The organism is Pedobacter sp., assembly GCF_965249885.1.
In the GTDB taxonomy this organism is placed as follows: Bacteria; Bacteroidota; Bacteroidia; order Sphingobacteriales; family Sphingobacteriaceae; genus Pedobacter.
On the sequence record NZ_OZ252254.1, the window covers coordinates 2965832 to 2990816 of the forward strand.

Consider the following 24985-nt stretch of genomic DNA (forward strand, 5'->3'; position numbering starts at 1 on the left):
ATTACTGAATACATTTTGAAATGTTAAGGAAATATACCAACTGTATGTAGGATGTATTTTAACAAACGCTTATCCCAACGTTCTATATGTTTTGGCAGTAAGCCATTGTCATAAGAGTAATTCTTTGACCCATCATCTAGTTTGAGGGTATTGGAATCTTTTATACTTTGTTCCCAATGTGTTCCCTTTGTGTAGCTAGCGAACACATGATAACCCTCTTGTATCGCGATCAATCGAGTTACAAGCCTTTTCTGCATTTGCGAAGGGGACCTATATTGATAATGCTTTAGTTTAATACGTTGGCATGCCGTAATACCTAAGTGCCTAGGCCAAGATCCGTTTTTCCAAGTTAGTCTACTTCTAAACTTAAAGAATCTAATTTCTGAATGATTACATAAATAGTATTTGATTCTACCTTCTAGTTCCATTTTGTCAAAAGAGTCAGGACTTTGTTCGAATACTGATTTTTCCACTTCTGTAAAATAATACTGGAAACTAGCATTCCACACTACATGTTGACTTTTGGGTATTTGTTTCAAAAAATGTCTAGGATTATCAATATAAATCTCATCAGCATCCAACCTGCACCACCAATCTCCGTCTTGCGCTAAATGTTTATAGTTGTTAAACACTTCGGCTCTTAACTCATCTCTAAATTTTCTTTTTTCTTTTTTGAATGGTATAATGATATGATTCTCTCTTGCCAACGAGAGAACTTTTTCCCAGCTATCATCATCACTTCCGGTGTCAAAAACGAATATCTTATCACACCAAGTAGATGCTTTTGATAAGATTTCTTCAATACAATCTGCTTCATTTTTTATTAAGCAGATACCAAAAATTTTCAAATTGTTGAATTTATTTGTGATAAATTATTTGTTACAGAAAAATACCTAGATAAGTACGATTAATATTATTTAGCTTATCTTTTAGCCAGGTGTATAAATAGCGGCTATTATTTTTCTAAATTTTTCCAGTATAGAATGGTGTTCAAAATCTTTTATCTGGCTAATTTGTCCAATACATTTAAGCCTATTGGACGAAAATAATAGAAAATTGATTAAGTTTTTAAGGTCTTTTTTATTGCCTGATAACATACCTTGTTTACTCTTACACCATTTTATTCCATTAGCATAAGGAGGACCAATTACAATGATAGGCATATTCAATTTTATGTATTCAGGAAGTTTGCTAGGGAAATGCGTGGAATAGAGTTGCTTAAATTTTTTTTCTTCGGAGTATGGTAGTATTACCGCATCGCATTGTTCGCTTATTTTTTTCCAAGTCTCTTCAGGAGTTTCTGCATAACCCATAAATTCGATGTTCGGCGATTTTTCTATTCGGTTATCTACGTCTCTAAAAATCTTTAATTTAGTATTCGTGTCCTCTAGTATTGTAACGATTTCATTGATGCCTTCCAAATATCCGTAAGCTAATGATCCTGCATATCCTATAGTTAGTGTACTACCGTTTACAAGCATTACAGATTTTTCCAACTTGCGTCCCTGTATAGCATCTGAAAATGTAGGGTAGAGAAATTCGGATTTTGCTCCATATTTTTTTTCCCATGCTGTAGCCATTTCGGGGCTGATACAAACCCGACTACTTGCTGCTTGATAGATTTTAGCATTTAGTTTTACCAGTTCTTTCCTAAAAATATTGTGAGGATTAGCAAAGTCTTCCGTATCGTCATGGCAAAACAGTACTAAAGGAATTTTTTTTTCTTTAGAATAATGGTATGCAGCGTAATAAAATGGTAAAAACTGCATTAAACTTATTATTAAGTCTGGTTTAAAATCATCAGCAATTTTTTGTAGCTGATTAGGTAACTTAGGTAATGCTAAACCAATCGACTGTATATCACTTAAATACCTAGCTAATCTACTTAAACGCAACCTGTCAATTAATTTAACTTCAAATGTATAGTATTTGCAATTCAATATTTCAGCATTATTCGTAGGTTTTCTTCCAATTATCAAGAGATTTTCTGAAGGATAACTTTTTAGCAGTCTCATAAACTGTATTGATCCTGCATTGATAGACTGAGGAATTTCGTCTGCTATAAAGAGAATTTTTGCTCCAGACATCACAATTGATTTTGCTCTATAAATCTAAACGCCTTTGATTCACCTCTTATTTTTGCTTTATAGAATCTTTTTGCTCTTCCTTTAAGCCTGAATAAGTAATAATTGTTTTTTACAAAGTCAATAAAATCATAACGATATTTGATGTCTTGATTTCCTCGCAATTTAGAAAGTATTATGTGAGAATATTTTAATCCTTCCATCAATTTTAATAAATAATGTTCCGTTAATCTTTCAGGGGGTATGATATGTTGCATTTTTAAAGATTTAAAAACTGCCATTCCGTATCCCATATCGAGTGCGGTCAATATCATATCTGTATCGCCTCCCGAAACAAGAGAGTTAGCTGTTCTATCTAATCTTTTTCTTTGAGGCTGGTTGTTAAGATTTTCTAAATATTGAAAACAAACGTCCCTTCTTATACACAAACCTGCCCCACAAGGCTCTGCCTTGGAACTATTAGGATCATTACTCCAATAGTCTTTCTCAACATCTCTTAGTGCTAAATAATACCAATAGTCTTTAGTCCAGGCTTCAGGTTCAATTTCGAAAATACCTTGAATACTACCCCCGAAAGCACCAATTAATGGCCATTTCTTATTTATTTCTATTATTTCAAAAAGATAATTTTTGCTTAGTATGTTGTCGTCATCAACAAATAGAAGATAGTTTCCAGAGGCGGATAAAATGCCTTTAGCTCGTGCTGGAGTTAATCCTTGGGTTGCTTCAAACACGATATTAACGTTAGGATGCCAAGATATATCAATTTCTTGGGCGAAATTATTTGAACTATTATTATCAACTATAATTAATTCCCATTCAGTTGGGGTGAGAGTTTGAGATCTTAAAGCCGCTAAAGTTTGCTTTAAATAGGAAATTTTTGGGTTATAAGTACAAATAATTACGCTTAGCATACGAGTCTAGTATTATAGCCTATTAGAAGTTCTCCTTGTTCAAAAACTTCAAAAAGCTTATCTGTTAAGCGTTTTTTAACGAATTCCTTGGAAATGAATTCTTCATGGACTTCAATAGTTATTACTCTTACAATGTCAAGCCAATCTAAATTCTTGTGCTCAAATATACCTTTTTCACTGCCTTCGATATCTATTTTTAAAATATCAATAATGTCTAGGTTAGAATTTTTTCTTATTGTATCAACAGAGTAAACCGGAATATTTCTATCATGTTGACCTTTTACTAAATTGATGGACCAAAAGTTTCCGTCTCTAAACGATGTGTTTAGCGATAGTTTATCGTCTTCATAATGAATACCTCCTTGCACTATTTTATAGTTTGAGATTCCATTTATTTCGAGGTTTAAATTTAAGTAGTTAATATTATCACTTGCGGGTTCGATTACTATAAGATTAGATATCCTTAAAAAAACTGAAAGATATATCGATACGAAACCGACATTTCCACCAGCATCTACAACGTTTAAACTATGATTAAGCAAATCTAATTTTCTTAACAATACTAACAAGGGTTTAAATTCTTCCTCGATCAAAATTTGCTGAAAAACATCAATATCACTTGTGTTCCTTCTCATAAGAAGGCTGATATTCTTGCCATTTACATTGAAACCATCTATCCTAGTATCGCTTCCCTGTTTTGTGAATTTGACACCTTCCTTAACTAGTTGATCGTACAAAGTCTTAAATCTCTGATTGGGGGAAGAAAAACTCTGAAATTTATTTCTTATTAAATTTAGTATTAGAGTAATTTGTTCTTTAAAGGTTAATTGACGTAAAAAATTTATATTCATTTAGTTTATCTGTCTTTTATGTATTTGGCGGGAGAACCACCATATATTTTATAAGATTCTATTTCTCCTCTAACAACGCTTCCCGCAGCGATAATAGCTCCTTTTCTTATTATCGCCCCATCTAAAACCATTACATTCGCTCCAATCCATACATCATCTTCAATTATGATGCCTTTTGATACTATATCCTGTTCTCTAATTAACCTTTTTTTATCCACGAACACATGATTACAGGGAATAATAACACAATTGGCTGCAATCAACACATCATTTCCTATCTCTACTCCGTTTCCGTGTCCGTATATTATAGAATGTGGATTGAAGCTACAATTGCTTCCGATCTTTATTTTTCCACCATAGGTCATCAAAAGAACACCGTTCAAAAATTCATTATTGTTCGCGATTTCAATTTTTCCACCATATATAAAGGATATCTCAGTATTATAATAGAAATAGTTTTTTGTTCCAATAGACAAATTTTTTAGCCTTTTTATTCTTATAGTTCTAAGTTTTAAGTAAAATCGTTTAAAGTAATTCATTTAATTGCTCGATTAATCTTTTTGTTGCAGCACTAGGTGAGTAATGAGTCATCGCCCAGTTATAACCTGTAGTTCCGATATTGTCAACTTTTTTATCATTGACTAATCTTTCAATATCATCTTCAATCTTTTCTAAATTTATACCCACATAATGCTTCCAATTTTCTGGCATTATTGGTAACTCGACACCATACTTTTCTAAATCCAAATGTATTGGAATGCATCCAGCACACAGGCTTTCCCAAAATCTCCAACTATCCCATTGGATAATTCGCATATCTTTCTTACAGAGATTAGAGATGATATCATACGCTATTTTAAGAATTTTACCCTTGTTACCACCTTTCATATAGTTACTAGGATTCTTCGGGTAGTAAGGGATTAATTCGCCACAAAAGGCGGCAATAGCAAATGAACTCTTTAAAGTGTCATAATATTTCGGAGAATGTTTACCTCCTGTCTGTTCCCACATCAATAAATTATACCCTGTTAATACTTCTCGTTCATCGTTCACATTTGTCACGACCTTTATTTTTTCGTTAATCTTAGGTAAAATACTTTCTTTCGCAATCTTTCTTATTCCATGTTCATATGGGTGTGTAAAATTAAAGTTCTGAAGCACTACTCTATTTCTCTCATCACTAACTTTAAAGTTTTTAGTTGCTTCAAGAATTCTGGAAGTAAAACCTAAAACCCATGGCTTAACATTATCAGGATTGTATGTGTATTTATTGTACTTTGCTCTAAAAATGATGTCAAATTTTCTAAATTCTTCGTCCCAACTTCTAGTTCGATAACCATCGGTAGGATCTAGATATATGACTTTATACTTCCTGTTTTTTGAAAATAAGAAATGTGGGAACTCCTGTTGGAAGTGTTTATAAGACACGTGATCTATATATTCGAACCAAGTATATGATATAACTACAAGATCACAATCTTTATATGACACGTTTTCATCTTTATTGAACAAGTAGTTCCCATCAACGTCTTTCTGCCAAAAATTTTTATTGGCATAGAATGGTATGCCTAGTTTATCGAGGCCTTCTGCTAGATAGATTAATGAATCCTCGTACGTTTTTACATGATCTGCAATAAAAAAGTATACCGATTTTATTTTCATTAATTTTTATTTAAAATTATTATTGCTATAGCATTTATTTTAGGTGAATTCATAGCAATTATTAAATAATGTCTGCGTATTAAGTGTTAATTAGCTTCTTTCAATTTTTTAAGAGCATCTTTTACACCTTTAATTTTAGCAAATTCAACCTTTCTCTTAAAACCGTCCATTGAAATTATTCTGAGCCATCTTAATATTATAGTCTTCAATGATGGTTGATTTGGAACCTGTCCAAACAAATAGTAGTTTTGGAAGGTAGCTGAGTACATATTCCAATAATTGTTTTTAATTAAATATCCAACTGACATTTTGGTTTCAGGTACAAAATGTGTTATAATCAAGTCTTTAAACATGCCTTTCCCTAGTCCCATTTGACAAGTAAAAAAAACAATATCTATATCTTCACAGGATAAAAGCTCTTTTCCTCTTCTGCCTAATTGCAATCTAAAATCCTCCGTTTCTAGAACCTCTAGGTATTCTTTGTAAACTTCTTTCCTCAAACACATACCAGCACCAAATGGTGTTGAATCATATTCTTTTATGTTATTTGACCAGATATCTTCCTCTACCTTTCTTTCTGCATTACCGTAGTACTCTATTTTTAATTTTGGTGGTATTTCAAATTCTGGTTTTATTTGACATCCGAAAACTCCTAAGAAAGGGAAACGGCTGTAGATGTTCCAAGCATTTTTCAGATAATTTTCATCTAAAATTATATCATCATCTACGTTTATAAGTAAATCTCCTTTCGCTTCAAAAAAACCTCGTTTTCTAGCATAAGCTAATCCTAGATTCTCTTCAACAATAAATCTATGGTTAGGATGCCAGTTTATTTTATAAATATTTTGAAGTTTTTCTGTAGATAAGTTATCGACAATAATAAGTTCCCAATCATTATTTGCTAAGGTCTGTCTTTCCAATCCGCGTAACACCTTTGGAAAAAAATCTTTCCGAGGATTATGAGCGCTTATAACTACACTTATTTTTGGAGTCATTATTAGTTACTATTAAGCCATGTTAAAATATTAAACGCTTTTCTATAAGACCATCTTAATGTGTAGATGTCGCCAATACATTTTTGATTCTTAAAATCTTTCAAGTGCACAATCGATCTAATCTCAGGTATATTTTTAGCAGAAAAGAAAACTTTATTTTTATAATTCAATGAATCAAATTCTAAAGCAAGCTCTAATGTACATAGGTCCCTGTCAGAAAAACTAATGAACAAATTATCAAAGTTAATTCTTTTCTTTCTGTCGTCCCACTTTTCTTTAGCTTCCTTTTCTGATCCATAATGTAAAAAGTGAATTTCAATGTCTCTCAACACGCCAATTGGATAAGATAAATCTGCATCCGATAAATATTTTGACTTGTTCTTGAACTGTAATTCCGATGATAGATAAAGTTTTAAATCTTTAATGAACTTAATATAACATGGCGCAAAGAAAAAAAGTCCAATGGTTGGAGTGAAATATTTTATACCCAAATCTTCGTATACGCCGCCTCCCCAACAGTTGTTAGAAATAATTGAAAAATTTTTGTTTTTATTTTTTTTTCTCAGAAGCCAACAATAAAGATTGTTAGCGTGAAAATTAAATTTGGTTCGGATATAGGAAAACATTATAATATTTCTTTTACGAAGCTCTCTAAACGGTTAATATAAATTAAGTTGCTTAATTCATTTTTATATAAATTTATATTTTCTTTTGTCTCGTAATCTCTTTTTTTAAGAGGCTCTTTGGTTAAGATTTCAAAAAGTTGTTCAGGAGAGTTAGAATCAAAAGTTATTATTTCTTTAGATTTGTCTCTATAATATTCATGTCCGAAATTATCTGTCATGATTAAAGGGACACCAGTGGAAAGAGCTTCAATGACAGATAAATCAAAATAGCTTTGACGGTTGCAATTAATGACGTAATCAACACTGTTATACCAGTTATTAGGAGTGCTTGAAAATCCGACGTCGTATATATTTGTTCCATTTATTTTTTCACCATTACCAACTATTATCAGGTTTATATTTTTTCTGAATTCCGATACTTTAGAGAATTGATTGAGTAACATGTCAAAACCTTTAACTTGATTTCTTCTACCTATATACAATACATTTATTTTTTCCTTATCAAGTGGGTATCTCCTAATATCGCTAACACTCTTAGCACCGCTTAATATGTATTTTGTTTCTGACTGAGTTCTTTTTACTGTCTCGTAAATTTTTTCTGCACCAGAATTTGGAAATACTAATATATCCGCCCTGTCGAAAGCTTCAATTTCAGCTTTTTTAACTAGTTCATAAAAATCATTATCACCAAAACTTTTTACTTCTTCGGAAGGCAGTTCGGGTGAATGCGACTGAAAGATTACAATTTGCGAACTTTTAATTTTTTTTCGACAAGAGTAGAAGCTTAAGCAATCATGAAAATAAAGATATTTATATCTATTGGCTTTTATTTTATCGAAGTATGAATCAGTCTCATTAAAAACATGTTCGAAAATTTTATATTTAACTTTATTTAAAAAACTTGATTTAGGAATTAAATGGTTTGATAAAATAAAATAATTTGATTTAACATCAACCAGATTATGAGCAATAAAACCCGGTGGTCCGCCTTTGTTAATATCATAAGGGAAAGGGGTATAAATCAATATTTTATCGGTAGTCATCATATCTTGAAATTCTTTGCAATTTCCAACGCTTCCGCTATAACATGATGCATGTCCATATAGCGATATGTCGCAAGTCTACCCAAAAACGTTACATTCTTTAAATTTTCCACTTCTTTTTGATACAGCTCTAATTTATCCATGTCGTCTTTTAATCTTTTAGGATAAAAAGGGTCGTCATAAGGTTCAGTTTCTTTACTAAATTCTTTAAAATAAATTGTTTTTTCGTGCTGTTCCCAAGGTGTAAAATGTTTATGCTCATGTATGCGTGTGTAGGGAATGCTTTCTTCGGCATAATTAATAACGGCATTTCCTTGATAATCCCCCTTCATAGTATGTTTTTCGAAATAAACCGTCCTGTAACCAAGTCTGCCAAATTTGAAATTAAAAAATGCATCTAATGGTCCGGTATAAAAAGTATGATCGTAGGTTGATGCATCTACTTGCGAAAATTTACTATTTAGTTTTACCGTTATATTTGTTTTATCAAGCATTTTCTCAAAAATCTCAGTATAACCGTTTTTGGGTATTCCTTGCAAAGCTGTTCCGTAATAATTATCGTCGTAGTTGAAACGAATTGGCAACCGTTTTAAAATGCCAGCAGGAAGTTCTTTAGGCTCACACCCCCATTGTTTTTTCGTGTAGCCATAGAAGAAAGCTTTATAAAGATCTTTGCCTATAAGCCTAAGTGCTTGCTCTTCAAAATTTTTAGGATTTGTAAATTTCTTGTCACCTATATTTGTTATAAATTCCTGCGCTTCTTTGGGATTCAAAGTTTTTCCAAAAAATTGATTTATAGTATGCAAGTTTATTGGAAGAGAATATATATTGTTATCGTAAACAGATTTCACTCTGTTTATGAAAGGCATGAGTTCAGTAAACTGTTGTATATAATTCCAAACTTGTAGGTTGTCTGTATTAAAAATGTGAGGACCATAAGTATGAACCATGACATTAGTTTCAGGATCTCTTTCAGTATAACAGTTACCTCCAATATGATTTCGCTCTTCAATGATCGTAATGTCGTTGTTTGGATTTTTTGAAAGTTGTTCAGCTATGACTGCTCCGGAAAAACCAGCGCCTACAATTAGTAACTTTTTATTCATTTGTCCAATTATATGGGTTTTGTATAATTCCTTTGATTGAATCACCCTCCAGTTCAACTTTGCTCCTGGGCTCGACTACAATATGTAAGAAGCTCTCATTTTTATCCAGTACTTCCCCTCCATTAATCCATAAAGCGCCCTCTAGTGAGTAAATGCCAGCTTTGAAAAAGCGATGGGGTAGTTTGATTTTGTAATGATAAATATCTTTTCCTTTAGAAAAGTCAGTTAAAATAGGAGTCGACATAAAAGCTTCACCATTGTTGGTGTACAATGTGCACCCGAAATTTACATTAAGTTTGTTTTTAAGTTTAATCTCGAAATTTAAGTAATATTCATTGTCAAGTTCCGAAATACTAGATTTTCTTTTGTTTGCTGAATCTGTTAAAAAAATATGAGTTATTTTTTCGTCTTTTTCCTGAGGGTTGTAATAAGAACTTTTAATTTCGTTATTGAATACTAGGCTGTATCTCTCTACGGTTTCGTTTATATTGCCATTGAATTCAATTTTTCCGTTTTTCAAAAGTATGCCCTTATTACAAAGCGTCTTCACACTCCCCATATTATGACTCACAAACAACACCGTTCTCCCTTCACCTTTACTTACTTCGCCCATTTTGCCTAAGCATTTCTTTTGAAATTCAGCATCACCAACGGCCAATACTTCGTCCACAATCAAAATTTCACTTTCTAAGTGGGCAGCAACGGCAAAGGCTAAACGCACATACATACCGCTCGAGTAGCGCTTCACTGGAGTATCAATGTAGCGCTCTACGCCAGCAAAATCTACAATTTCATCAAACTTGCGGGTAATTTCCTTTTTACGCATGCCCAAAATGGCACCGTTGAGGTAAATGTTTTCGCGGCCGGTAAGTTCCGGATGAAAACCTGTCCCTACTTCTAATAAGGAAGCAATGCGCCCTTTGCCCGTAATGCGACCGGTAGTAGGACTGGTTACACGGCTAAGTACTTTTAATAAGGTACTCTTGCCAGCTCCGTTACGACCTATGATTCCTACGGCATCACCTTGCTCAATTTCGAAGTTGATATCTTTCAAACTCCAAACAATATCTGAATTGCCTTTGCTGGTTCGATCGTTAGTTTCGCCAATGCGCAAAAAAGGATCTTCCTTACCTCGAATACGGGCATACCAACGTTCCAAATCACGACTGATGGTGCCTGTACCAATTTCGCCAAGTTGGTAAGCTTTACTTAGGTTTTCTGCTTTTATAGCAATGTTGGACATGTTGTCTATTGTTGTTTCTGGTTTTCCTTATACTCGTACAAGGATCGGCATGGTTAAGTAAAATCTTAGTTTTTCAATTACGCTTTTTAAGTCTGCGTTCGACATGTTTCATAGGAAGATTGCTTGGTTTACTTTCTTTTATAAAAAATAAAACTCTGGTCTTTGGGTAGAAGAAAAAGACGCTTTTTATAAGATCCAGCTGCACTCAATATAAACGCGAATGGTTAAACATTGGGTAGGCTGGTGTTTTAAATGGTCAAGGTAAAAAGATAATTATTGTTGTTAAGCCGTTAATGTTTCGTATAATTCAATATGCCTTTGAAGTGGCCTAGCTGCCATATACCAATTGATTACATTATTCCGAACATTTTTTAACGATGTATCCGCTGCATTAATCAGTGCAATGGTATTAATTATATTCTGTTTTAGCTTTTCACTATCATTCGTTTCAAATAATGAACTAGGAAAGGCCGCATATTCAGGCATGGCACCAGTAGTAGTTGCTATAATTGGGGTGTTGCAAAGCAATGCTTCAAATCCTACCTGTCCAAAACTTTCTTCGTTGGATGAAACTACAAATATGTCCATTGCTGCGTAAGCTGTATTAAGCAATTGTTGGCTTACGTTGCCCAAGTGCCTAACTTTTGAGTCATGTAAAGCCTCTTCCATTTGATCGTACGCTCCGAAAGTAAGCAGTTGAATTGGTAATTGATGCTCTTTAACAAGTTGATTTAAAGTTTCACGAAATACCTTATAACCTTTAAAAGGATGTTGAAGCATTTGTGCACCAAATCCTATGGTAACGCAGTCATCCGCCAAGCCCAGTGCGTTTTTGGCATCTCGCTTTGATATAGCTGCCCATTTTTCGGTATCAATAATGCATGGAATAGTTGTGCTGGCACAATTAAGTTGCTTTTCCTTAATTTTATCTTCGCAATGCAAACTACTCGTTATTAAATATGGCTGGTACCGTTCAATTATTTGCGTTTTTTGTAGCCTAATTTTTTGGTCAATTTCAGCTAATGCTGGGTTGGCGTTTTGATCATTTTTGAAATGAAAAATTCCTTCTACAGGATTCATGTCGTGTAACGTCCAGACAATGGGTTTTGCAACATTGGCGAAAAAACTCGCTAAATCTACAAAATCACCTATCCAGTGCAAATGGATTACATCCGCTTGCTTTACTAGTGGATGCTGGTGCAACTGATAACTACTATAGGGCAAAGACACGGTTTCATAATGACCGCCAACCTTTTTTATTTGTTTGTAGATTAAATCTTCTTTTCTACCAGACAAACCAGTTTTGCGTAATGCTTTCCTTAACAAGGTGTTAACGGTTTTTACTGGGTAAACTGCCGCCTGTCCTTTGTCATCGCCATACAAAAACAACACCTTGGAGTCAACTTTTTCATTTAGCAATGCCCGGTGTAAACTTAGGCAAGCTTTTCCGGCTCCGCCCTCAATTGAAGTAATGATATGGGTAATTTTCAAAACTTTAGGCGTTGCTGGTGAAACCTTAGGTAGCGTTTTACTGCTTTCCAACCTCTAAAATTGCCATACCTGTAAAACTGTTTGAGGTATTGATAAGCGACAGTATTTTCGGCCACTGAAATTTTTTGCACATTGATACTTGCGCTCATGCTAACTTGGTACCAATTGTCTATATCAACATCAGCGTGAATACCCGAGCCATCTAAGCCTATTTGTGAAGTTAAAGACCGTTTTGGGTATAAACATAAGCCATTGTGCAGGAAAATACTGGTATACCACTTAATGGCCCAGGTGTTTATTTTTCCATTGATGTTATCTTTAAGCTGTTTCAATACACCGATTGAGTTTTCCAAATCGAAAAATGTTTTATCCTCTCTATCCTGCAATTTATCCAGTAAAAGCGGCGTATCCAGTTCCAACTTTTGCCAAGCCCTTTGCCAAGTTGCCCAACCCCAGCAGTTCATAAATCTTAAAAAGTAAGTTTCTGGTAATTTTTCTTGACCACTGCGCTGCGGTACAAAACTACCGACATGCATTACCCGATCTTCTTTCTCGTACAGGTCGAGCGCTTGATTCATGTAGGTGAGGAAAAACGGCGATATCAAAATATCATCCTCCAATACAATGACCTTTCCATATTTTTCTACTATATCTGTCACACCACCAACTATTGATTGGGCCAAGCCCTCATTTTTAGTTTTCGGGTACAGATGCACTTCTTTACAACCTTTAAAATCTTTTATAAGGGCTCTAGTTTGCGCTATTTTTTCTAGTTCGATACCATCTTCAGGCTGCTTTGGCCCATCCGAATAAACATGAAGCACAGTTTTTTTGGCAAGGAGGTCATTAGCGATTGCATCCAGCACCTTCTTGGTGTGAGAAGGCCTCTGATATACGAACAACACTAGTGGCGCTAATGCTGCGGTTACGCCTAAATGAGTTTCCAATTGCTTAACGTAATATTAAATGGGTACTGTTCGGTTTTACCTAACCAATTTTTTGGAGCAATGGTAAGTGCATTATTTTTATTCAGATAAGCTCCCCACCAACTAAATGAACTGTTAGAGAGGATGTTTACGTGACTATTGATCAGGTACTGAAAATCTATAATTTCTTTCTCTGTTGATATTGTTTTGTTTTCAATATCGGCAAAGTTTTGGATAACAAACGAAGGATCGTCAGAGATGAAAACATAGTGATTATTGGCTTGATGAGCCAACTCAATAGCCTGCTTATAATATTGGAGCGGCAGCGCTAGCTCAAGGTCAACGTAATCTCCACGTCTAACATGCACACAAACTAATTTTAGGTTGCTATCAATTTTTTCAAGCAACTTTTGAAATCTTTTTTGGCAGGTGTTTTTAACTTGGAATTTAGCCCGTAATTCTGCTTTTTGCGTTTTAAAATAATCTTCCGATTGAAAAAAACCAATGAATAGCGAGCCATCCTTTAATTTCAGTAGCTCTTGCTCAGCAGGCAAACTTTGATCTAAAAAGATACTTTGCAGTTGATGCTTGCGGCATAAGCTTTTAAAATAACTACGCTTTATTTTAAACAGTAGTCGGTGCATTCCCCTGAAAGCATAAATATTTCTGAGCCAAATTCGCGTATTTGATTCTTTGATGTTGAAGTATTTTCCGCATTTAAAGAGGTCGATACTTTCATCTAAATAAAAATCCGAGTTCAACTTTTTAGCCGCCGAATACACAAAAGCATATTGAAATAACTGATTTCCGAGTCCGCCGTGTATTTGTACGCTAACCATTTTTAAACCAAAAACATCCACATCCCCAGCGCTGCTCATCAGCCATTGCTTCCGTCGCGTTTGTTATTAGTCCATGCGCTTTGTAGTCATCGGGAACTAAAGCAAACTCCACTAGGGTTAAATTTTTAAAATAACTGCGTATTTGAGCATAGGCATAAATGCGATGAGCGTTAAACTCAATTTTGGGTTTACCTACCGGCACAACAATAAGCAAATTTCCCTTTGGCGCCAAAACTCGCTGAAGTTCTTCAATAGCTTTAAGGTCTCCATTATAATCGATCTCATCACCATATCTCCCTAAACCAATATGCTCTAAGGTGTGCATGCATGAAAGCGAATCAATACTTGCATCATCAAATGGTAAATGCAGTAAATTGGCCTTTTTACAGGTTAAACCGTCTAGTTTAAGTGCTGCTGGTCTATAGTCGTAAAATTCTACAGGAATAAAAGCCGACACCATAGCACAAAATTTTAGTGTCGACGCAATGTCTATATGTTTTTTGGGTAATGTTTTCGCTAAAATTCTAGCCGCCCAAGCAGGGTGGTAGGTGTAATGAGGCTCGAAATCAGTGGTGCTTGTATCATCTCCAATACAAGGGTAAAATGTATTTTGTTCGTCTAGAAATCTTGGCTTTTCATTTTGATCTCTCGATATGAGGAATGCTTGATATTGCGCTAAGATATTTCTGTGGCTGCTATTTTCCCTTACTTTGTCCATTAGCACATGAGCTGTTGCTGATGCTATTGTTTTGATAAAGTTAGGTTTCTTCAGTGTCACAGATGTTAGATTTTTTCGAAGTCCAATACTGGCGCTAATATTCCTGGTCTGGCATCATTCCAGATAGGGGAGTCGCTTAAACCACCTACAATTTGTAAGTTGATATGCGGGGCCTCTTTATGAAGAATAATCCACTTAATAAAATGTAAGCTGGCGATGACCTTAATTTTATAAGCCCCTTCATTTAAAATGCGTTTGGGTAGCCAAATAACCACTTCGTTGATGCCGATGTGAGGCTGCACCCATTCCTGCTGCGCTTTATCCGTTTGATAGGACCAAAAAAGCAATTGTTCGTGTTGCGTGTATACTGCAATTCCGTAACACAAGTTTGGATGTTGCTCCTTTACTTCAAATTTGATATAAACGCCGCCTAAATCATCATTTTTTACAACACCAGTTAAATTTTGACTTTTATTGCTGTCCACTAAATGAAAGGCTAGCAAATCAAAAAAAGTGCTGTAATAGCGGTCATTTAATTTTTCCCATTTTGGGTATTCGCTAAACTCACCGCTAATATATTCTCCAACTACTAAATTGGTATGGTCAAATCTTTTTAATTGGCCTTGGTTTAATAAAATTGACTTTTGACATAGCTCGCTGATACTTCCCATGTTATGACTCACGAAAAGTATGGTACGCCCTTCCGCCTTAGTGACGTTCTCCATTTTTCCAAGGCATTTCGACTGAAATTCGGCATCTCCAACAGCCAGCACTTCATCTACTAATAATATTTCGCTTTCTAAATGCGCCGCTACTGCAAAAGCCAATCTGATATACATGCCCGATGAATAGCGTTTAACAGGTGTATCGAGATATTTGGCAACTCCCGCAAAGTCAACTATTTCATCTAATTTACGTTGAGTTTCGGCTTTTCGCATGCCAAGTATCGAACCATTAAGAAAAATATTTTCTCTTCCGGTCAACTCGGGGTTAAAGCCTGTACCAATTTCCAATAGGGATGCAATGCGGCCGCGTCCAACTATTTTACCAGTTGTTGGCGAAGTAATTTTGCTAAGTATTTTAAGTAAGGTGCTTTTTCCAGCACCATTAGGGCCAATAATTCCGATAGCTTCGCCCTGTTCAATTTCGAAGTTAATATCTTTCAAACTCCAAATTACCTCAGAACTGGTTGCTTTGGTCCGATCGTTAACTTCCCCAATTTTAGCTAATGGATCTGCTTTTCCCCTAACTTTGGCCCACCAACGTTCCATATCTCTACTGATAGTTCCCGTCCCAATTTCTCCTAATTGGTAGGCTTTACTTATGTTGATAGCTTTTAACGCGATATTGGATTTCATTAAATACCTCTAATTAACACTCGAGGATCGTACTTTATTGCCGACCATAAGGTTGAACAAAAGTCCAATTTACTATTTTTCCAATTTTTTAATAACTGCAAACGATATAGTGACCGAGTGTTTCTTGCGGCCAACAAATGCATGTCATTACCAATATTGCTGTGAAACTTCCTGTTGTTTTCAAGAAATCTGATAATCTCTTTGAGTTTAACATCTTGTTTCAGCGTAGTTTTTGCTTCTGGTTGAGTCCTAAAAAAACCTAAGGGCTGCAACGTAGCTACAATTTTATAGTCATCAATCAGCAAGCGATAAAAGAACTCAAAATCCAAACAAAAGTGATAATCCTCATTAAAGCGTAAATCACTGTTTGTGCTCCAAAACGTACCTGGTTGCCCAAAAAGCCCAATATTCAGTATGAAGTTTTCGATAGTGAAGGGAGTAAGTACCTCTCTTTTGATAGCTTCCTGCATATTTGGCCCCTCTAACCAGGATCCTGTAATGATTTGCTTTTTACCCTGCACATAACGCTGTGCCACTTCAAACAAAGCATTGGGCATCAACAAGTCGTCGCTATTTAAAAAACTTGTTAGTTCACCATCTGCTTTGTCTAGCCCTTTGTTAATAGCATGGCTTTGTCCCTTATCTTTTTCGCTAATCCAGTAATCAATTTGATGCTGGTACCGTTTTATAATGCTTAGGCTGTTATCTGTACTTCCTCCGTCGATTATAATTAATTGCAGATTTGGATAGTTTTGTCCAATCACAGAAAGTAAAGTTTCTTCCAAGTACTTTCCTTGATTAAAACTTGGTATTACGATACTGATTTTAGGAGAAGAAGTCAACTGCCTAATGTCCTTTAAACGGTGTCTACGAAATTCTTTTCGACTTTGTTAAATACTACGATACCGATAAGCAATAACACAAATGTAATTGCCGCAGTGTAACCGAAACTGGCCCAAGTAAAGGTGCCCTGACCTAAAAATCCATATCTGAATGTTTCTATCATAGGCGTCATAGGATTATATTGAACTAACCAGCCTAATGGTTTAGAAATTACAGTGCTTAGTGGGTAGATAACCGTAGTAGCATACATCAGCAATTGAACGCCAAAGGTAACTAAAAACGCTAAATCTCTGTATTTGGTAGTCATTGCCGAAATAAGCATACCCAAACCTAGTCCTAGCAGCGCCATTAATAAAACTACCATTGGAAATAGCGTGATAGCCCAGGTGATGCCAAAATTTGCTTTAGCAACGAAGTAATAGTAAGCCATTACCAATAAAAAAAGCAAAAATTGTACACCGAATCTTACTAAGTTACTTACTACTATACTTAATGGCATAATTAGCCTAGGAAAGTAAACTTTACCAAAAATATTGGCGTTGTCTTTAAAAACGGTCGATGTTTTGGTAAGGCAGTCGGCAAAGTAGTTCCATGCTGTAATACCAGCCATATAAAATAGGGGCTGGGGTAAACCGTCGGTACTTATTTTTGCCATTTGTCCAAAAACGAAGGTGAAAATAATGGTAGTGAACAGCGGTTGTATAAAGAACCAGAGTGGGCCTAAAATGGTTTGTTTGTAGAAAGAAACAAAATCTCTTCTTACCAAAAGCCAAAGTAAATCCCTGTAGGCCCAGGTATCTTTCAACTTCAAATCAAGCAATGAGTTTTGAGGCTCGATGCTCCAGTCGTATGTTTGTTGATTATTCATGTAAAGTTATGAATGGGTTTTAGTTTGCTGTCAACAGCTGTGCTACTTTGTTTTTATAGGTTTCAAAGCCAAAATGTTCTATAGTAAGCTGTTGCTGCAACTTAGGATGATGGTTTTTATTAGCAATGGCATGCTCAATTGCTGCGGCAATAGCATCTACATCATCTGGATTAACAAGCTGACCTAATTTTCCGTTCAGTAAAGCGTCTGTACTTCCATCAATATTGCCACCAATTACCTGGCAGCCATTTGCCGCGGCTTCGATCAGCACCAAACCAAAGCCTTCTTTTTTACTTGGTAGCACAAAACAGTCTGCAGATTGGTAGTACGCCGCAATTTCCGTTTCATCAATGAAACCAATTAATTTTACTTTGTCACTAAGCTTGTTATGCTCAATCAATTGTTCTAACCGTTGCCTTTCCATTGCATCGGCTTTTCCTCCGATAAGATAGCACAATTGGGGATGTAGATTTTTTAGCTTTTGTACAGCTTCAATTACTAAATCGTAATTTTTAAGGTGCTCGGTAGACGACAAACGTGTAAGTGTAAAAAGAACGAAATTGTTAATACTGATATCGTGTCTATTTAAAATTGAGATTGGCTTAACGAAGTTTGAATCCAAAGTTAAAAAAGGATCTAACGTATTGTTTAGAACTTTAATGCGATCTGCAGGCACTTGGTGCAGCTCGGTAAGCTGCCTTTTGGTATAATCACTTACCGACCATATTTCAGCTTTTTCTCTTAAGAATTTCTTTTTCCAATCCGGTAATGGTCTCCATACTTCAATGCCGTGTGCCCATAAAATTATTTTAGCAGATGGCTTCAGCAACTTGATTATCTTCCCAAATAACAGCAAATTGATGTGACTTAGAATGATTTTGTCGTATTTATATGCTGCTTTGACGCAATTGATAGCAAAAACTAGTTTTTGACCACTGAACCCGAAGAAATTTGAACTAGCGGTATAACGTTGATCTAGCGCTTTTGCGTCATCATACATTGACCAAACATTAAACGGAACCTGCAGTTCGTCTAAAGCTTTAATCATTGATCTACAAGCTTTTTCTATTCCTCCAGTAAGACTAAATGTTTTTAATGTTAGAAAAAGAATCATCGTGTTTTTGACTGATCGCAGCTTCGCCCTTTCAGTCCCAGTGCGGAACCTAGCGGCCAGATTATCAATTAATTAGTAAACGAAAGAGATGGTGTTCAAAATGCTCTTTCGTTATTTATGTTTTTAAAAAGCTATTTTAAAGGTTTGATATAAGCCATTGACGTTTTGACCTGTATAGCATATCCTAAGTTTTCCAACTTTAAAACTAAGCTTTTTTTGTTTTTTATGGCTACCAATTCAGCAATCATTCCTTTGAAAGGCCCAGCGTTAACAATTACTTTTTCACCTTCACAAAGTTCATGTTCTATAATTTCCAACTCTTCTCCCGAAGCCATTAGCAGTTTTAGATCTTCCATCTGCTTATCAGGCATGACGGCAATCTTACCCGAAAAGTAAAGGAAACGGCTTACACCTTGGGTCATTAAAACTTCGGCTTGTTCTCTATTGGATATACGCACAAAAATATAGGACTTAAACAACGGCTCTTCCACTAATTTTTTGCGGTCGCTCCATTGTTTCCATTCTTTTTTCAAAGGCAGATAACATTCAATGTGCTTTCTTTGTAGCTCTTGATATGCCTTTTTCTCTGCTCTTGAATTCGTATACACTGGATACCATCTGTACAAATTATCAATCATCTTCTATTTCTTTTTCCAAAATTCCCACCACTTTTTATCAGGTCCGTCGCTATAATAACCATTGCCATATCCGGTGTTAGAGTAATCGGAATAATAATAGTAGTTGGCGTAATAGCTGCCGGTATAGTTAGTGGTGTAGTACCTACTGTGAAGTATATCGTTATCGAATGCGTTTAATATGATGGCGATATTTGATAAGTTGAATTCTTTGGATAATCTTTCCGGAACGGATGCCGCCTGGTAACGTGATACTCCCGAACGTATCACAAAAAGGTTCACGTCTGCCATTCTAATCAATGGAATAGCGTCCGATACTAGTCCAACTGGAGCCGAATCGACGATGACGAAGTCGTAAATTTCAGTTAGCGACTCCAATAGTGCCTTCATCTTATCTGAATATAACAATTCCGAAGGGTTCGGCGGAACGGGGCCAGCAGGTACGAAAGTTAAATTTTCGACCTCGGTAGGATGGCAAATTTCTTCGAAACTTGCTTGATTAGATAAATAGGAACTTAAACCTTTTAAATTATTTACTTTAAAAGTATGATGTAGTTTCGAACGTCTTAAATCGGCCGCAATTACAATCACCTTTTTGTCAATTAAACTAAGCGTACTAGCTAGGTTAACAGTGGTAAAAGATTTACCTTCTCCAGAAATTTCAGAAGTAATACAAACTATCTTACTGGCTTTGTCGGCGGCAAGAAAGCTTAAATTCGTACGAACCGAACGTACAGATTCTGCAAAAAGTGATTTAGGGTTTTTGATGGATAATATTTGTCGGTTATCTTCATCAATCGCATCCTGATATTTTCTTATTACACCGATAATCGGAATGGTAGTTAAGCTTTCTATCGTTTCTTTATCGTAAATGAATGGGTTCAACAGCCTAATTAGAAAAATTAATCCAATTCCCGCAACCAAGCCAATAATAAAGGCACTTACATAAGTTTTTTGTTGTTTTGGTGCTATTGCTCTGGTGTTATATAGTGCAAAATCTACAATAGTGGCACCAGGCGTAATGGCCGCTTTACTAATCTGCGCCTCAAGCTTCTTTTCCGAAAGGTAGCTATATACTTTTTGATTGATAGAGAAATTAGATTGTAGATTGATCAAATCTCGCTCAGCTTTCGGTATCGTATTAAACGTTTGTTTGATGCCCGTAATTTGCTGATCTAAAAAATCTAAAGTCTTTTGATTCTTTTGTCGTTGGCTGTTGGCATTACTTACAAAAGCTGATTTTATTTCTAAAATCTGTTTGTCTATTTGCTGTACAATATCCGACGTAGCCTTATAATCAATTAAGGCCTGTTCTCTTTTAAGTAGGAGGGCATTATATTGCGTTAGTAAATTAGAGAGCATTGGATCGGTAATGCCTTGTAAGTTATAATTGATGGCATTTAGGTTTTTGTTGCCAACAATTTCTTTCTCTAACTGATTAATGAAGATGCCTTGTAGATTTAGTGTGCTTTTCTCTGTTTCAAGGTCAGTTAATTTTTTCATTACATCCTGTCCTGCAGCAGAGATGTCCAGTACTTTGTTAGCTACTTTAAATTGCTCAAGTTCCGACCCCGAAGCCCTTACTACTTTGGACATGCCTTGTTGCAAGGTGTCAATAAATTTTATTGTTTGGGTGGCAGAAATTGTTTTTTGATTCCTGTCGTAATCAACATATGCTCGCAAAATGGCGTTAAGAATATCGGTCGCGAAGTACGGGTTAATGTCTGTTTGCGATAAGGTGAGGATATTCGTTCCTTTGGTTTCTGCCATGCTTAAACCTCCAGCAATGCGGCCTAAGAAAGCATTTTTAGTATTGAATTTGAAGCAGTAAATCGCATTATTTTTGTTGAAAGTGTTATTGTTGATTTTGAACTTAATGCCACGTACCGCAATGATATCTCCCTGATGGTATTCATTAGTTATTTCTTTGCCGTTTTCTTGGTGGCTAAGTTTAAATGAATTTGGGCTAATTGGTTCGTACTCGAATAGATTGGTCGCAAAATCTAAACTGTCCTGCTCAATAATGGCTATGTCTAAAGGCTTTTGAGGATAGATGTCACTTGTCCTTACGCGGCCCTTTAAGTAAAAGGATATTTTGTAGTCTAAATCGCCGATGGCGTTATTTAAAACCTGCCTAGATCGAATAACAAACTGTTCTGACTGAATCTTATTGTTTCTATCATAAACATTCCTAACATTGAGCAATTCTGATATTTCTGATCTCTTTTCCTCAAATTTCAGCGAAGCGCTAGTGCTAAAAGTTTCGGGCGTATACCAGAGATAAATATAGGCTACAATCAAAGAAATGATGATCGTGCTTGCTACCCAGTACCATCTACTAAGTACAATCTTTAAGATTTTAACATAGTCGATATCTTGCTGCACATTTGCGTTTCCGTTGACTTGTTGTTCCATCTATTTGGCTATATTGTAGATAATTAATGCGGTATTTAAAACTACTAAACCTATTTGTATAAAGCTAGAGTAAGCTTGAAAATTTTGACTGCTGGAAGCAATTCGTCTCGGTTCAATATAAACTATGTCCTTTGCTCGTAGTTTTAGCTTTGGATCTTTAATGAAATTGTAATCATTTAAATTCACCATGATGATTTCCGGATTGGCCCTGTCTCCTCTAAAAATCCTTACCATTTTGCGATTTGCGTTTACATTTACACCGCCCGCATCTGCCAAAAGATCAATTAATTCGTAGTCCTCTCTTTCAATTACATATTTACCTTGTCTAGCTACTTCTCCTAAAAGCACCACGTAGGCATTTGCAATGCGTACATCTATCAATGGCGCATTCAGTTCTTTTATCTCATAAGCTTTCTGAATAATTTCTGCTGCTTGAGTTCTGTTAAGCCCGCTCACTTTAATCGGTCCAACTTTGGGAAGGGTAACTTCACCATTAGCATTTACTTTAAATGTAGCGTATACCTGTTGGTTATTGTTGCCTGTACCATCTTGCTTTTTTACAATCAAACTCATGTCCTGCACATTTCTTATGGCTAGTTCATCCTCAGGTTTGATTATATTGTAGTAAGAATCGTCGTTTGCAGTTCCATTTATAACCCTAACAGTTTTAACAGTATCGGCATCATAGGGCGTTTTTAGCAGTGCTTGTCGGTTTTTAAACGAACAGGAGCTAAAAAATAGCAAGCCAAAACCGATAAAAAAAAGTATAAAAACAGATAATTTGTTGTTGCTCATTAGTTTGAATGAAGGTGCAAATTACAACTTTTTATCTTTTGTCAAGTGATAAAATTAAAAATGGACGCTAGCAGTTTGCCAAAACCACAAGTTTTATTATGAAAGTCTTATTTTGATTTATGTGTTGCGTAATGGTTTTTTTTAAAGCAATATTTTACCAACGAAGTTAACTTACTGTTTTAGTGCCCCACAACTTTTTATTGTTTAAAAACACACCTTTGAATTAAAGAAAATCAAATTTCGGAATAGCATTTTTGGATTGTATTTTTACCGAAAATCATTAACTTGAAAGTCACTATCATTACCGTAGTTTACAATGCGGAAAAATACCTTAAAGATTGTATCGAATCGGTGCTCCGTCAAAAATATGATGATATCGAGTACATTTTGATTGATGGGCAATCGTCTGATTCTTCATTTCAGATAGCAAAACAATACGAACAACAACTAGCTGTCCTAATCTCTGAACCAGACGCAGGAATGTACGACGCATTAAATAAAGGCATTTCTTTAGCCACAGGAGAGGTAATTGGAATATTAAACGCTGATGATATGCTTTCCGCTGATGATGTAATTGGGGATGTCGCTAAAGCATTTATGGATAGTAATGTAGCGGCTGTTTACGGCGATCTCAACTATATCGATCCTGAACATACCCATAAAATACAGCGGAAATGGCGCTCCAAGCAAGCCTCTTATAAAGATTTGGCTCGGGGATGGATGCCCGCTCATCCTACGTTGTACATCAGGAGCTCGTTGTTCGAAAAATTTGGTGGATATCAGCTGGATTACGGATCTGCTGCCGACTATGAATTAATGCTTCGGTACCTGTACCGGCATAAAATTGCTGCTACCTATTTGCCGCGGCTAATGGTAAATATGCGAAGTGGAGGAATGAGTAATCAGTCTTGGAAGCATCGCTATCAAGCGCTACTTAATGATTTCAAAGCACTGCAAAATAATAAAGTCCATTTTCCAGCGTTTGTGTTGCTGTTTAAAAAGCTTCGAAAAATAAAGCAGTTTTTTTAGCAAAATGCAGGTGTGTCCACGTCAAACAAACAAAAAGAGCTTTGGATATGTGCAGTTATTAGTGGTGGTAAACGGTTATTCGCGGTAAAAAATACCGGTAAATGGGTATGTTGAGTTTGTTGGAATTTTATTTTTTTTGAAAAAATCACAACTATATTGTTTGAATTATTAATAAATTTGACTGTCAATACTTTACACTGACATGCCCAAACAGCTATTTGCGGAGTATCCGCTTATATTTTATATCTCCATAGTTACATTGGCTTGTATGCTGGTGAGGTTTTCTATACCCTCTATTATCCATGCTGCCAATAAACATCAGTTGTTTGATTCTGTTGATTTACATCGGAAAGATCATAAGGATAATATCTCTCGTTTAGGAGGTATCGGATTGTTCTGCGGATTTACCATTACTGTGTTGCTCTTCGCTACAACGGTACACTATCATCAAGCAAATTTTCTAATCGCTTCAAGTATTTTATTATTTGCCTTAGGCATAAAGGATGATATATATGGCGTAAGCCCTAGCACTAAGTTCGCTTTACAGATAGTAGTGTCACTAATTTTAGTGGTTTTAGGTGATTTTAAATTAACCAGCCTTTATGGAGTTTTTAACGTTTGGGATGTGCACCCAATAGTTGGAAGCGTATTTTCTATTGCGCTAATTATTTTCATCAATAATGCCTTTAATTTAATTGATGGTGTAGACGGGCTCGCCGGAACCGTTGGCGCTACCGTGAATTTGTGCTTCGGCGTGTTGTTTGCATTAAGTAACGATGTTGCCTATGCCTTTATCGCATTTTCATTATTGGGTGCAATTATTGGTTTCCTAATGTTCAATTATCCACCCGCAAAAATATTTATGGGAGATACCGGCTCCTTAATTATCGGATTAGTTTCTGCCGTTTTAGCAATAAAATTCATCGAAGTAAATAAAATTGGTGTAGCAGCTGGTCCTGTAATTAGTTCGGCACCGGCAATTGCTGTTGCTGTGCTTATTGTACCCATATTTGATTCGCTCCGTATTTTCTTTATTAGGCTAATTAATAGAAAATCGCCATTCAAAGGGGATAGGAACCATATCCATCACCGTTTACTGAAACTTGGATTGAATGCAAAGAAGATATTAATCATCACTTTTCTTTTCAATGCCAGTATGATAGCACTTACTATTGTGCTTAGCCATTTGGGCAACTTTGTTCTTATATTTCTGCAAATAGGTATCTGTATGATATTTAATACTGTACTTACTTTTGTAAAGGGCAGAAAAATAACTAAATCTTACACAATCAAGGATGTTTTTCGGAAAGATGCCATAGAGGTTTCTAACGTCAAATAATGATACTGACATCTTTTTAAATACCGACAAATGGCTGAGCCATATTGTTGCTCGTAAATATTTGAATTTTACGTTTTCTTTATATAGATAT

24 protein-coding genes are annotated in these 24985 nt (G+C 35.5%); 2 read left to right on the top strand and 22 right to left on the bottom strand.

The window, feature by feature from the left end; translation table 11 throughout:
• Nucleotides 1–23: 23 nt before the first annotated feature.
• The 22 genes from ACY2A0_RS12615 to ACY2A0_RS12720 form a co-directional block, all read right to left on the bottom strand.
• Complete coding sequence (locus ACY2A0_RS12615) at nt 24–848, bottom strand: glycosyltransferase family 2 protein (RefSeq protein WP_461789877.1); 825 nt, start codon at nt 846–848, stop codon at nt 24–26.
• Between the two features lie 81 nt (nt 849–929).
• A complete protein-coding gene (locus ACY2A0_RS12620; protein WP_461789878.1) occupies nt 930–2087 on the bottom strand; it encodes a glycosyltransferase in 1158 nt (385 codons plus the stop codon).
• Nucleotides 2087–2998, bottom strand: coding sequence for a glycosyltransferase (locus ACY2A0_RS12625; protein WP_461789879.1), 912 nt, complete (start codon nt 2996–2998; stop codon nt 2087–2089). Before ACY2A0_RS12625 ends, ACY2A0_RS12620 begins: the two co-directional genes overlap by 1 nt.
• Nucleotides 2992–3735, bottom strand: a complete 744-nt coding sequence (locus ACY2A0_RS12630) for an FkbM family methyltransferase (RefSeq protein ID WP_461789880.1) — start codon at nt 3733–3735, stop codon at nt 2992–2994. Before ACY2A0_RS12630 ends, ACY2A0_RS12625 begins: the two co-directional genes overlap by 7 nt.
• Nucleotides 3736–3854: 119 nt before the next feature.
• Complete coding sequence (locus ACY2A0_RS12635) at nt 3855–4388, bottom strand: acyltransferase (protein ID WP_461791533.1); 534 nt, start codon at nt 4386–4388, stop codon at nt 3855–3857.
• Nucleotides 4375–5511 (bottom strand): hypothetical protein, encoded by a 1137-nt coding sequence (locus tag ACY2A0_RS12640; RefSeq protein WP_461789882.1) that lies wholly within the window; start codon nt 5509–5511, stop codon nt 4375–4377. The genes ACY2A0_RS12635 and ACY2A0_RS12640 overlap by 14 nt, the downstream gene beginning before the upstream one ends.
• An 86-nt stretch (nt 5512–5597) precedes the next feature.
• Nucleotides 5598–6506, bottom strand: a complete 909-nt coding sequence (locus tag ACY2A0_RS12645) for a glycosyltransferase (RefSeq protein ID WP_461789883.1) — start codon at nt 6504–6506, stop codon at nt 5598–5600.
• A gap of 2 nt (nt 6507–6508) precedes the next feature.
• The gene (locus ACY2A0_RS12650) at nt 6509–7132 is read right to left on the bottom strand and encodes a DUF1919 domain-containing protein (protein WP_461789884.1); all 624 of its coding nucleotides are present in this window, start codon (nt 7130–7132) and stop codon (nt 6509–6511) included.
• Nucleotides 7132–8178: a glycosyltransferase gene (locus ACY2A0_RS12655; protein ID WP_461789885.1), complete on the bottom strand. Its 1047-nt coding sequence runs from the start codon at nt 8176–8178 to the stop codon at nt 7132–7134. Before ACY2A0_RS12655 ends, ACY2A0_RS12650 begins: the two co-directional genes overlap by 1 nt.
• The gene (gene glf / locus ACY2A0_RS12660; protein ID WP_461789886.1) at nt 8175–9281 is read right to left on the bottom strand and encodes a UDP-galactopyranose mutase; all 1107 of its coding nucleotides are present in this window, start codon (nt 9279–9281) and stop codon (nt 8175–8177) included. The genes ACY2A0_RS12655 and glf overlap by 4 nt, the downstream gene beginning before the upstream one ends.
• Nucleotides 9274–10524 carry an ABC transporter ATP-binding protein gene (locus ACY2A0_RS12665; protein ID WP_461789887.1) on the bottom strand — a complete coding sequence of 417 codons (1251 nt, stop codon included), beginning with the start codon at nt 10522–10524 and terminating at the stop codon, nt 9274–9276. The genes glf and ACY2A0_RS12665 overlap by 8 nt, the downstream gene beginning before the upstream one ends.
• A gap of 282 nt (nt 10525–10806) precedes the next feature.
• Complete coding sequence (locus ACY2A0_RS12670; protein ID WP_461789888.1) at nt 10807–12066, bottom strand: glycosyltransferase; 1260 nt, start codon at nt 12064–12066, stop codon at nt 10807–10809.
• Nucleotides 12012–12962 (bottom strand): sugar transferase, encoded by a 951-nt coding sequence (locus ACY2A0_RS12675; RefSeq protein WP_461789889.1) that lies wholly within the window; start codon nt 12960–12962, stop codon nt 12012–12014. Before ACY2A0_RS12675 ends, ACY2A0_RS12670 begins: the two co-directional genes overlap by 55 nt.
• Entirely contained in the window at nt 12947–13819 is an 873-nt protein-coding gene (locus tag ACY2A0_RS12680) for an alpha-1,2-fucosyltransferase (protein WP_461789890.1), read from the bottom strand. The genes ACY2A0_RS12675 and ACY2A0_RS12680 overlap by 16 nt, the downstream gene beginning before the upstream one ends.
• Nucleotides 13773–14558 carry a DUF268 domain-containing protein gene (locus ACY2A0_RS12685; protein ID WP_461789891.1) on the bottom strand — a complete coding sequence of 262 codons (786 nt, stop codon included), beginning with the start codon at nt 14556–14558 and terminating at the stop codon, nt 13773–13775. Before ACY2A0_RS12685 ends, ACY2A0_RS12680 begins: the two co-directional genes overlap by 47 nt.
• 5 nt (nt 14559–14563) lie before the next feature.
• Nucleotides 14564–15856 carry an ABC transporter ATP-binding protein gene (locus tag ACY2A0_RS12690; RefSeq protein ID WP_461789892.1) on the bottom strand — a complete coding sequence of 431 codons (1293 nt, stop codon included), beginning with the start codon at nt 15854–15856 and terminating at the stop codon, nt 14564–14566.
• Entirely contained in the window at nt 15856–16698 is an 843-nt protein-coding gene (locus ACY2A0_RS12695; RefSeq protein WP_461789893.1) for a glycosyltransferase family 2 protein, read from the bottom strand. The genes ACY2A0_RS12690 and ACY2A0_RS12695 overlap by 1 nt, the downstream gene beginning before the upstream one ends.
• Before the next feature lie 14 nt (nt 16699–16712).
• Nucleotides 16713–17567 carry an ABC transporter permease gene (locus ACY2A0_RS12700; protein WP_461789894.1) on the bottom strand — a complete coding sequence of 285 codons (855 nt, stop codon included), beginning with the start codon at nt 17565–17567 and terminating at the stop codon, nt 16713–16715.
• Nucleotides 17568–17586: 19 nt separating this feature from the next.
• Nucleotides 17587–18681, bottom strand: coding sequence for a glycosyltransferase family 4 protein (locus ACY2A0_RS12705; protein WP_461789895.1), 1095 nt, complete (start codon nt 18679–18681; stop codon nt 17587–17589).
• 131 nt (nt 18682–18812) lie between these two features.
• The gene (locus ACY2A0_RS12710) at nt 18813–19319 is read right to left on the bottom strand and encodes a UpxY family transcription antiterminator (RefSeq protein WP_461789896.1); all 507 of its coding nucleotides are present in this window, start codon (nt 19317–19319) and stop codon (nt 18813–18815) included.
• Nucleotides 19320–19322: 3 nt separating this feature from the next.
• On the bottom strand, nt 19323–21731 hold the full coding sequence (locus ACY2A0_RS12715; RefSeq protein WP_461791534.1) for a GumC family protein: 2409 nt from the start codon (nt 21729–21731) through the stop codon (nt 19323–19325).
• Entirely contained in the window at nt 21732–22526 is a 795-nt protein-coding gene (locus ACY2A0_RS12720) for a polysaccharide biosynthesis/export family protein (protein ID WP_461789899.1), read from the bottom strand. It abuts the gene before it with no gap.
• A gap of 285 nt (nt 22527–22811) precedes the next feature.
• Here ACY2A0_RS12720 and ACY2A0_RS12725 point away from each other — a divergent pair, with 285 nt between their 5' ends.
• On the top strand, nt 22812–23555 hold the full coding sequence (locus tag ACY2A0_RS12725; protein ID WP_461791535.1) for a glycosyltransferase family 2 protein: 744 nt from the start codon (nt 22812–22814) through the stop codon (nt 23553–23555).
• A gap of 202 nt (nt 23556–23757) precedes the next feature.
• Nucleotides 23758–24894: an MraY family glycosyltransferase gene (locus tag ACY2A0_RS12730; RefSeq protein WP_461789901.1), complete on the top strand. Its 1137-nt coding sequence runs from the start codon at nt 23758–23760 to the stop codon at nt 24892–24894.
• Nucleotides 24895–24985 lie beyond the last annotated feature (91 nt).

What these genes read in the sequence shown, in the direction of transcription:
- ACY2A0_RS12620 (WP_461789878.1), bottom strand. Translation starts at nt 2,087, where the DNA reads ATGTCTGGAGCAAAAATTCTCTTTATAGCAGACGAAATTCCTCAGTCT.
- ACY2A0_RS12625 (WP_461789879.1), bottom strand. Translation starts at nt 2,998, where the DNA reads ATGCTAAGCGTAATTATTTGTACTTATAACCCAAAAATTTCCTATTTA.
- ACY2A0_RS12635 (WP_461791533.1), bottom strand. Translation starts at nt 4,388, where the DNA reads ATGAATTACTTTAAACGATTTTACTTAAAACTTAGAACTATAAGAATA.
- ACY2A0_RS12640 (WP_461789882.1), bottom strand. Translation starts at nt 5,511, where the DNA reads ATGAAAATAAAATCGGTATACTTTTTTATTGCAGATCATGTAAAAACG.
- ACY2A0_RS12645 (WP_461789883.1), bottom strand. Translation starts at nt 6,506, where the DNA reads ATGACTCCAAAAATAAGTGTAGTTATAAGCGCTCATAATCCTCGGAAA.
- ACY2A0_RS12650 (WP_461789884.1), bottom strand. Translation starts at nt 7,132, where the DNA reads ATGTTTTCCTATATCCGAACCAAATTTAATTTTCACGCTAACAATCTT.
- ACY2A0_RS12655 (WP_461789885.1), bottom strand. Translation starts at nt 8,178, where the DNA reads ATGATGACTACCGATAAAATATTGATTTATACCCCTTTCCCTTATGAT.
- glf (WP_461789886.1), bottom strand. Translation starts at nt 9,281, where the DNA reads ATGAATAAAAAGTTACTAATTGTAGGCGCTGGTTTTTCCGGAGCAGTC.
- ACY2A0_RS12665 (WP_461789887.1), bottom strand. Translation starts at nt 10,524, where the DNA reads ATGTCCAACATTGCTATAAAAGCAGAAAACCTAAGTAAAGCTTACCAA.
- ACY2A0_RS12680 (WP_461789890.1), bottom strand. Translation starts at nt 13,819, where the DNA reads ATGAGCAGCGCTGGGGATGTGGATGTTTTTGGTTTAAAAATGGTTAGC.
- ACY2A0_RS12690 (WP_461789892.1), bottom strand. Translation starts at nt 15,856, where the DNA reads ATGAAATCCAATATCGCGTTAAAAGCTATCAACATAAGTAAAGCCTAC.
- ACY2A0_RS12700 (WP_461789894.1), bottom strand. Translation starts at nt 17,567, where the DNA reads ATGAATAATCAACAAACATACGACTGGAGCATCGAGCCTCAAAACTCA.
- ACY2A0_RS12705 (WP_461789895.1), bottom strand. Translation starts at nt 18,681, where the DNA reads ATGATTCTTTTTCTAACATTAAAAACATTTAGTCTTACTGGAGGAATA.
- ACY2A0_RS12710 (WP_461789896.1), bottom strand. Translation starts at nt 19,319, where the DNA reads ATGATTGATAATTTGTACAGATGGTATCCAGTGTATACGAATTCAAGA.
- ACY2A0_RS12715 (WP_461791534.1), bottom strand. Translation starts at nt 21,731, where the DNA reads ATGGAACAACAAGTCAACGGAAACGCAAATGTGCAGCAAGATATCGAC.
- ACY2A0_RS12720 (WP_461789899.1), bottom strand. Translation starts at nt 22,526, where the DNA reads ATGAGCAACAACAAATTATCTGTTTTTATACTTTTTTTTATCGGTTTT.
- ACY2A0_RS12730 (WP_461789901.1), top strand. Translation starts at nt 23,758, where the DNA reads ATGCCCAAACAGCTATTTGCGGAGTATCCGCTTATATTTTATATCTCC.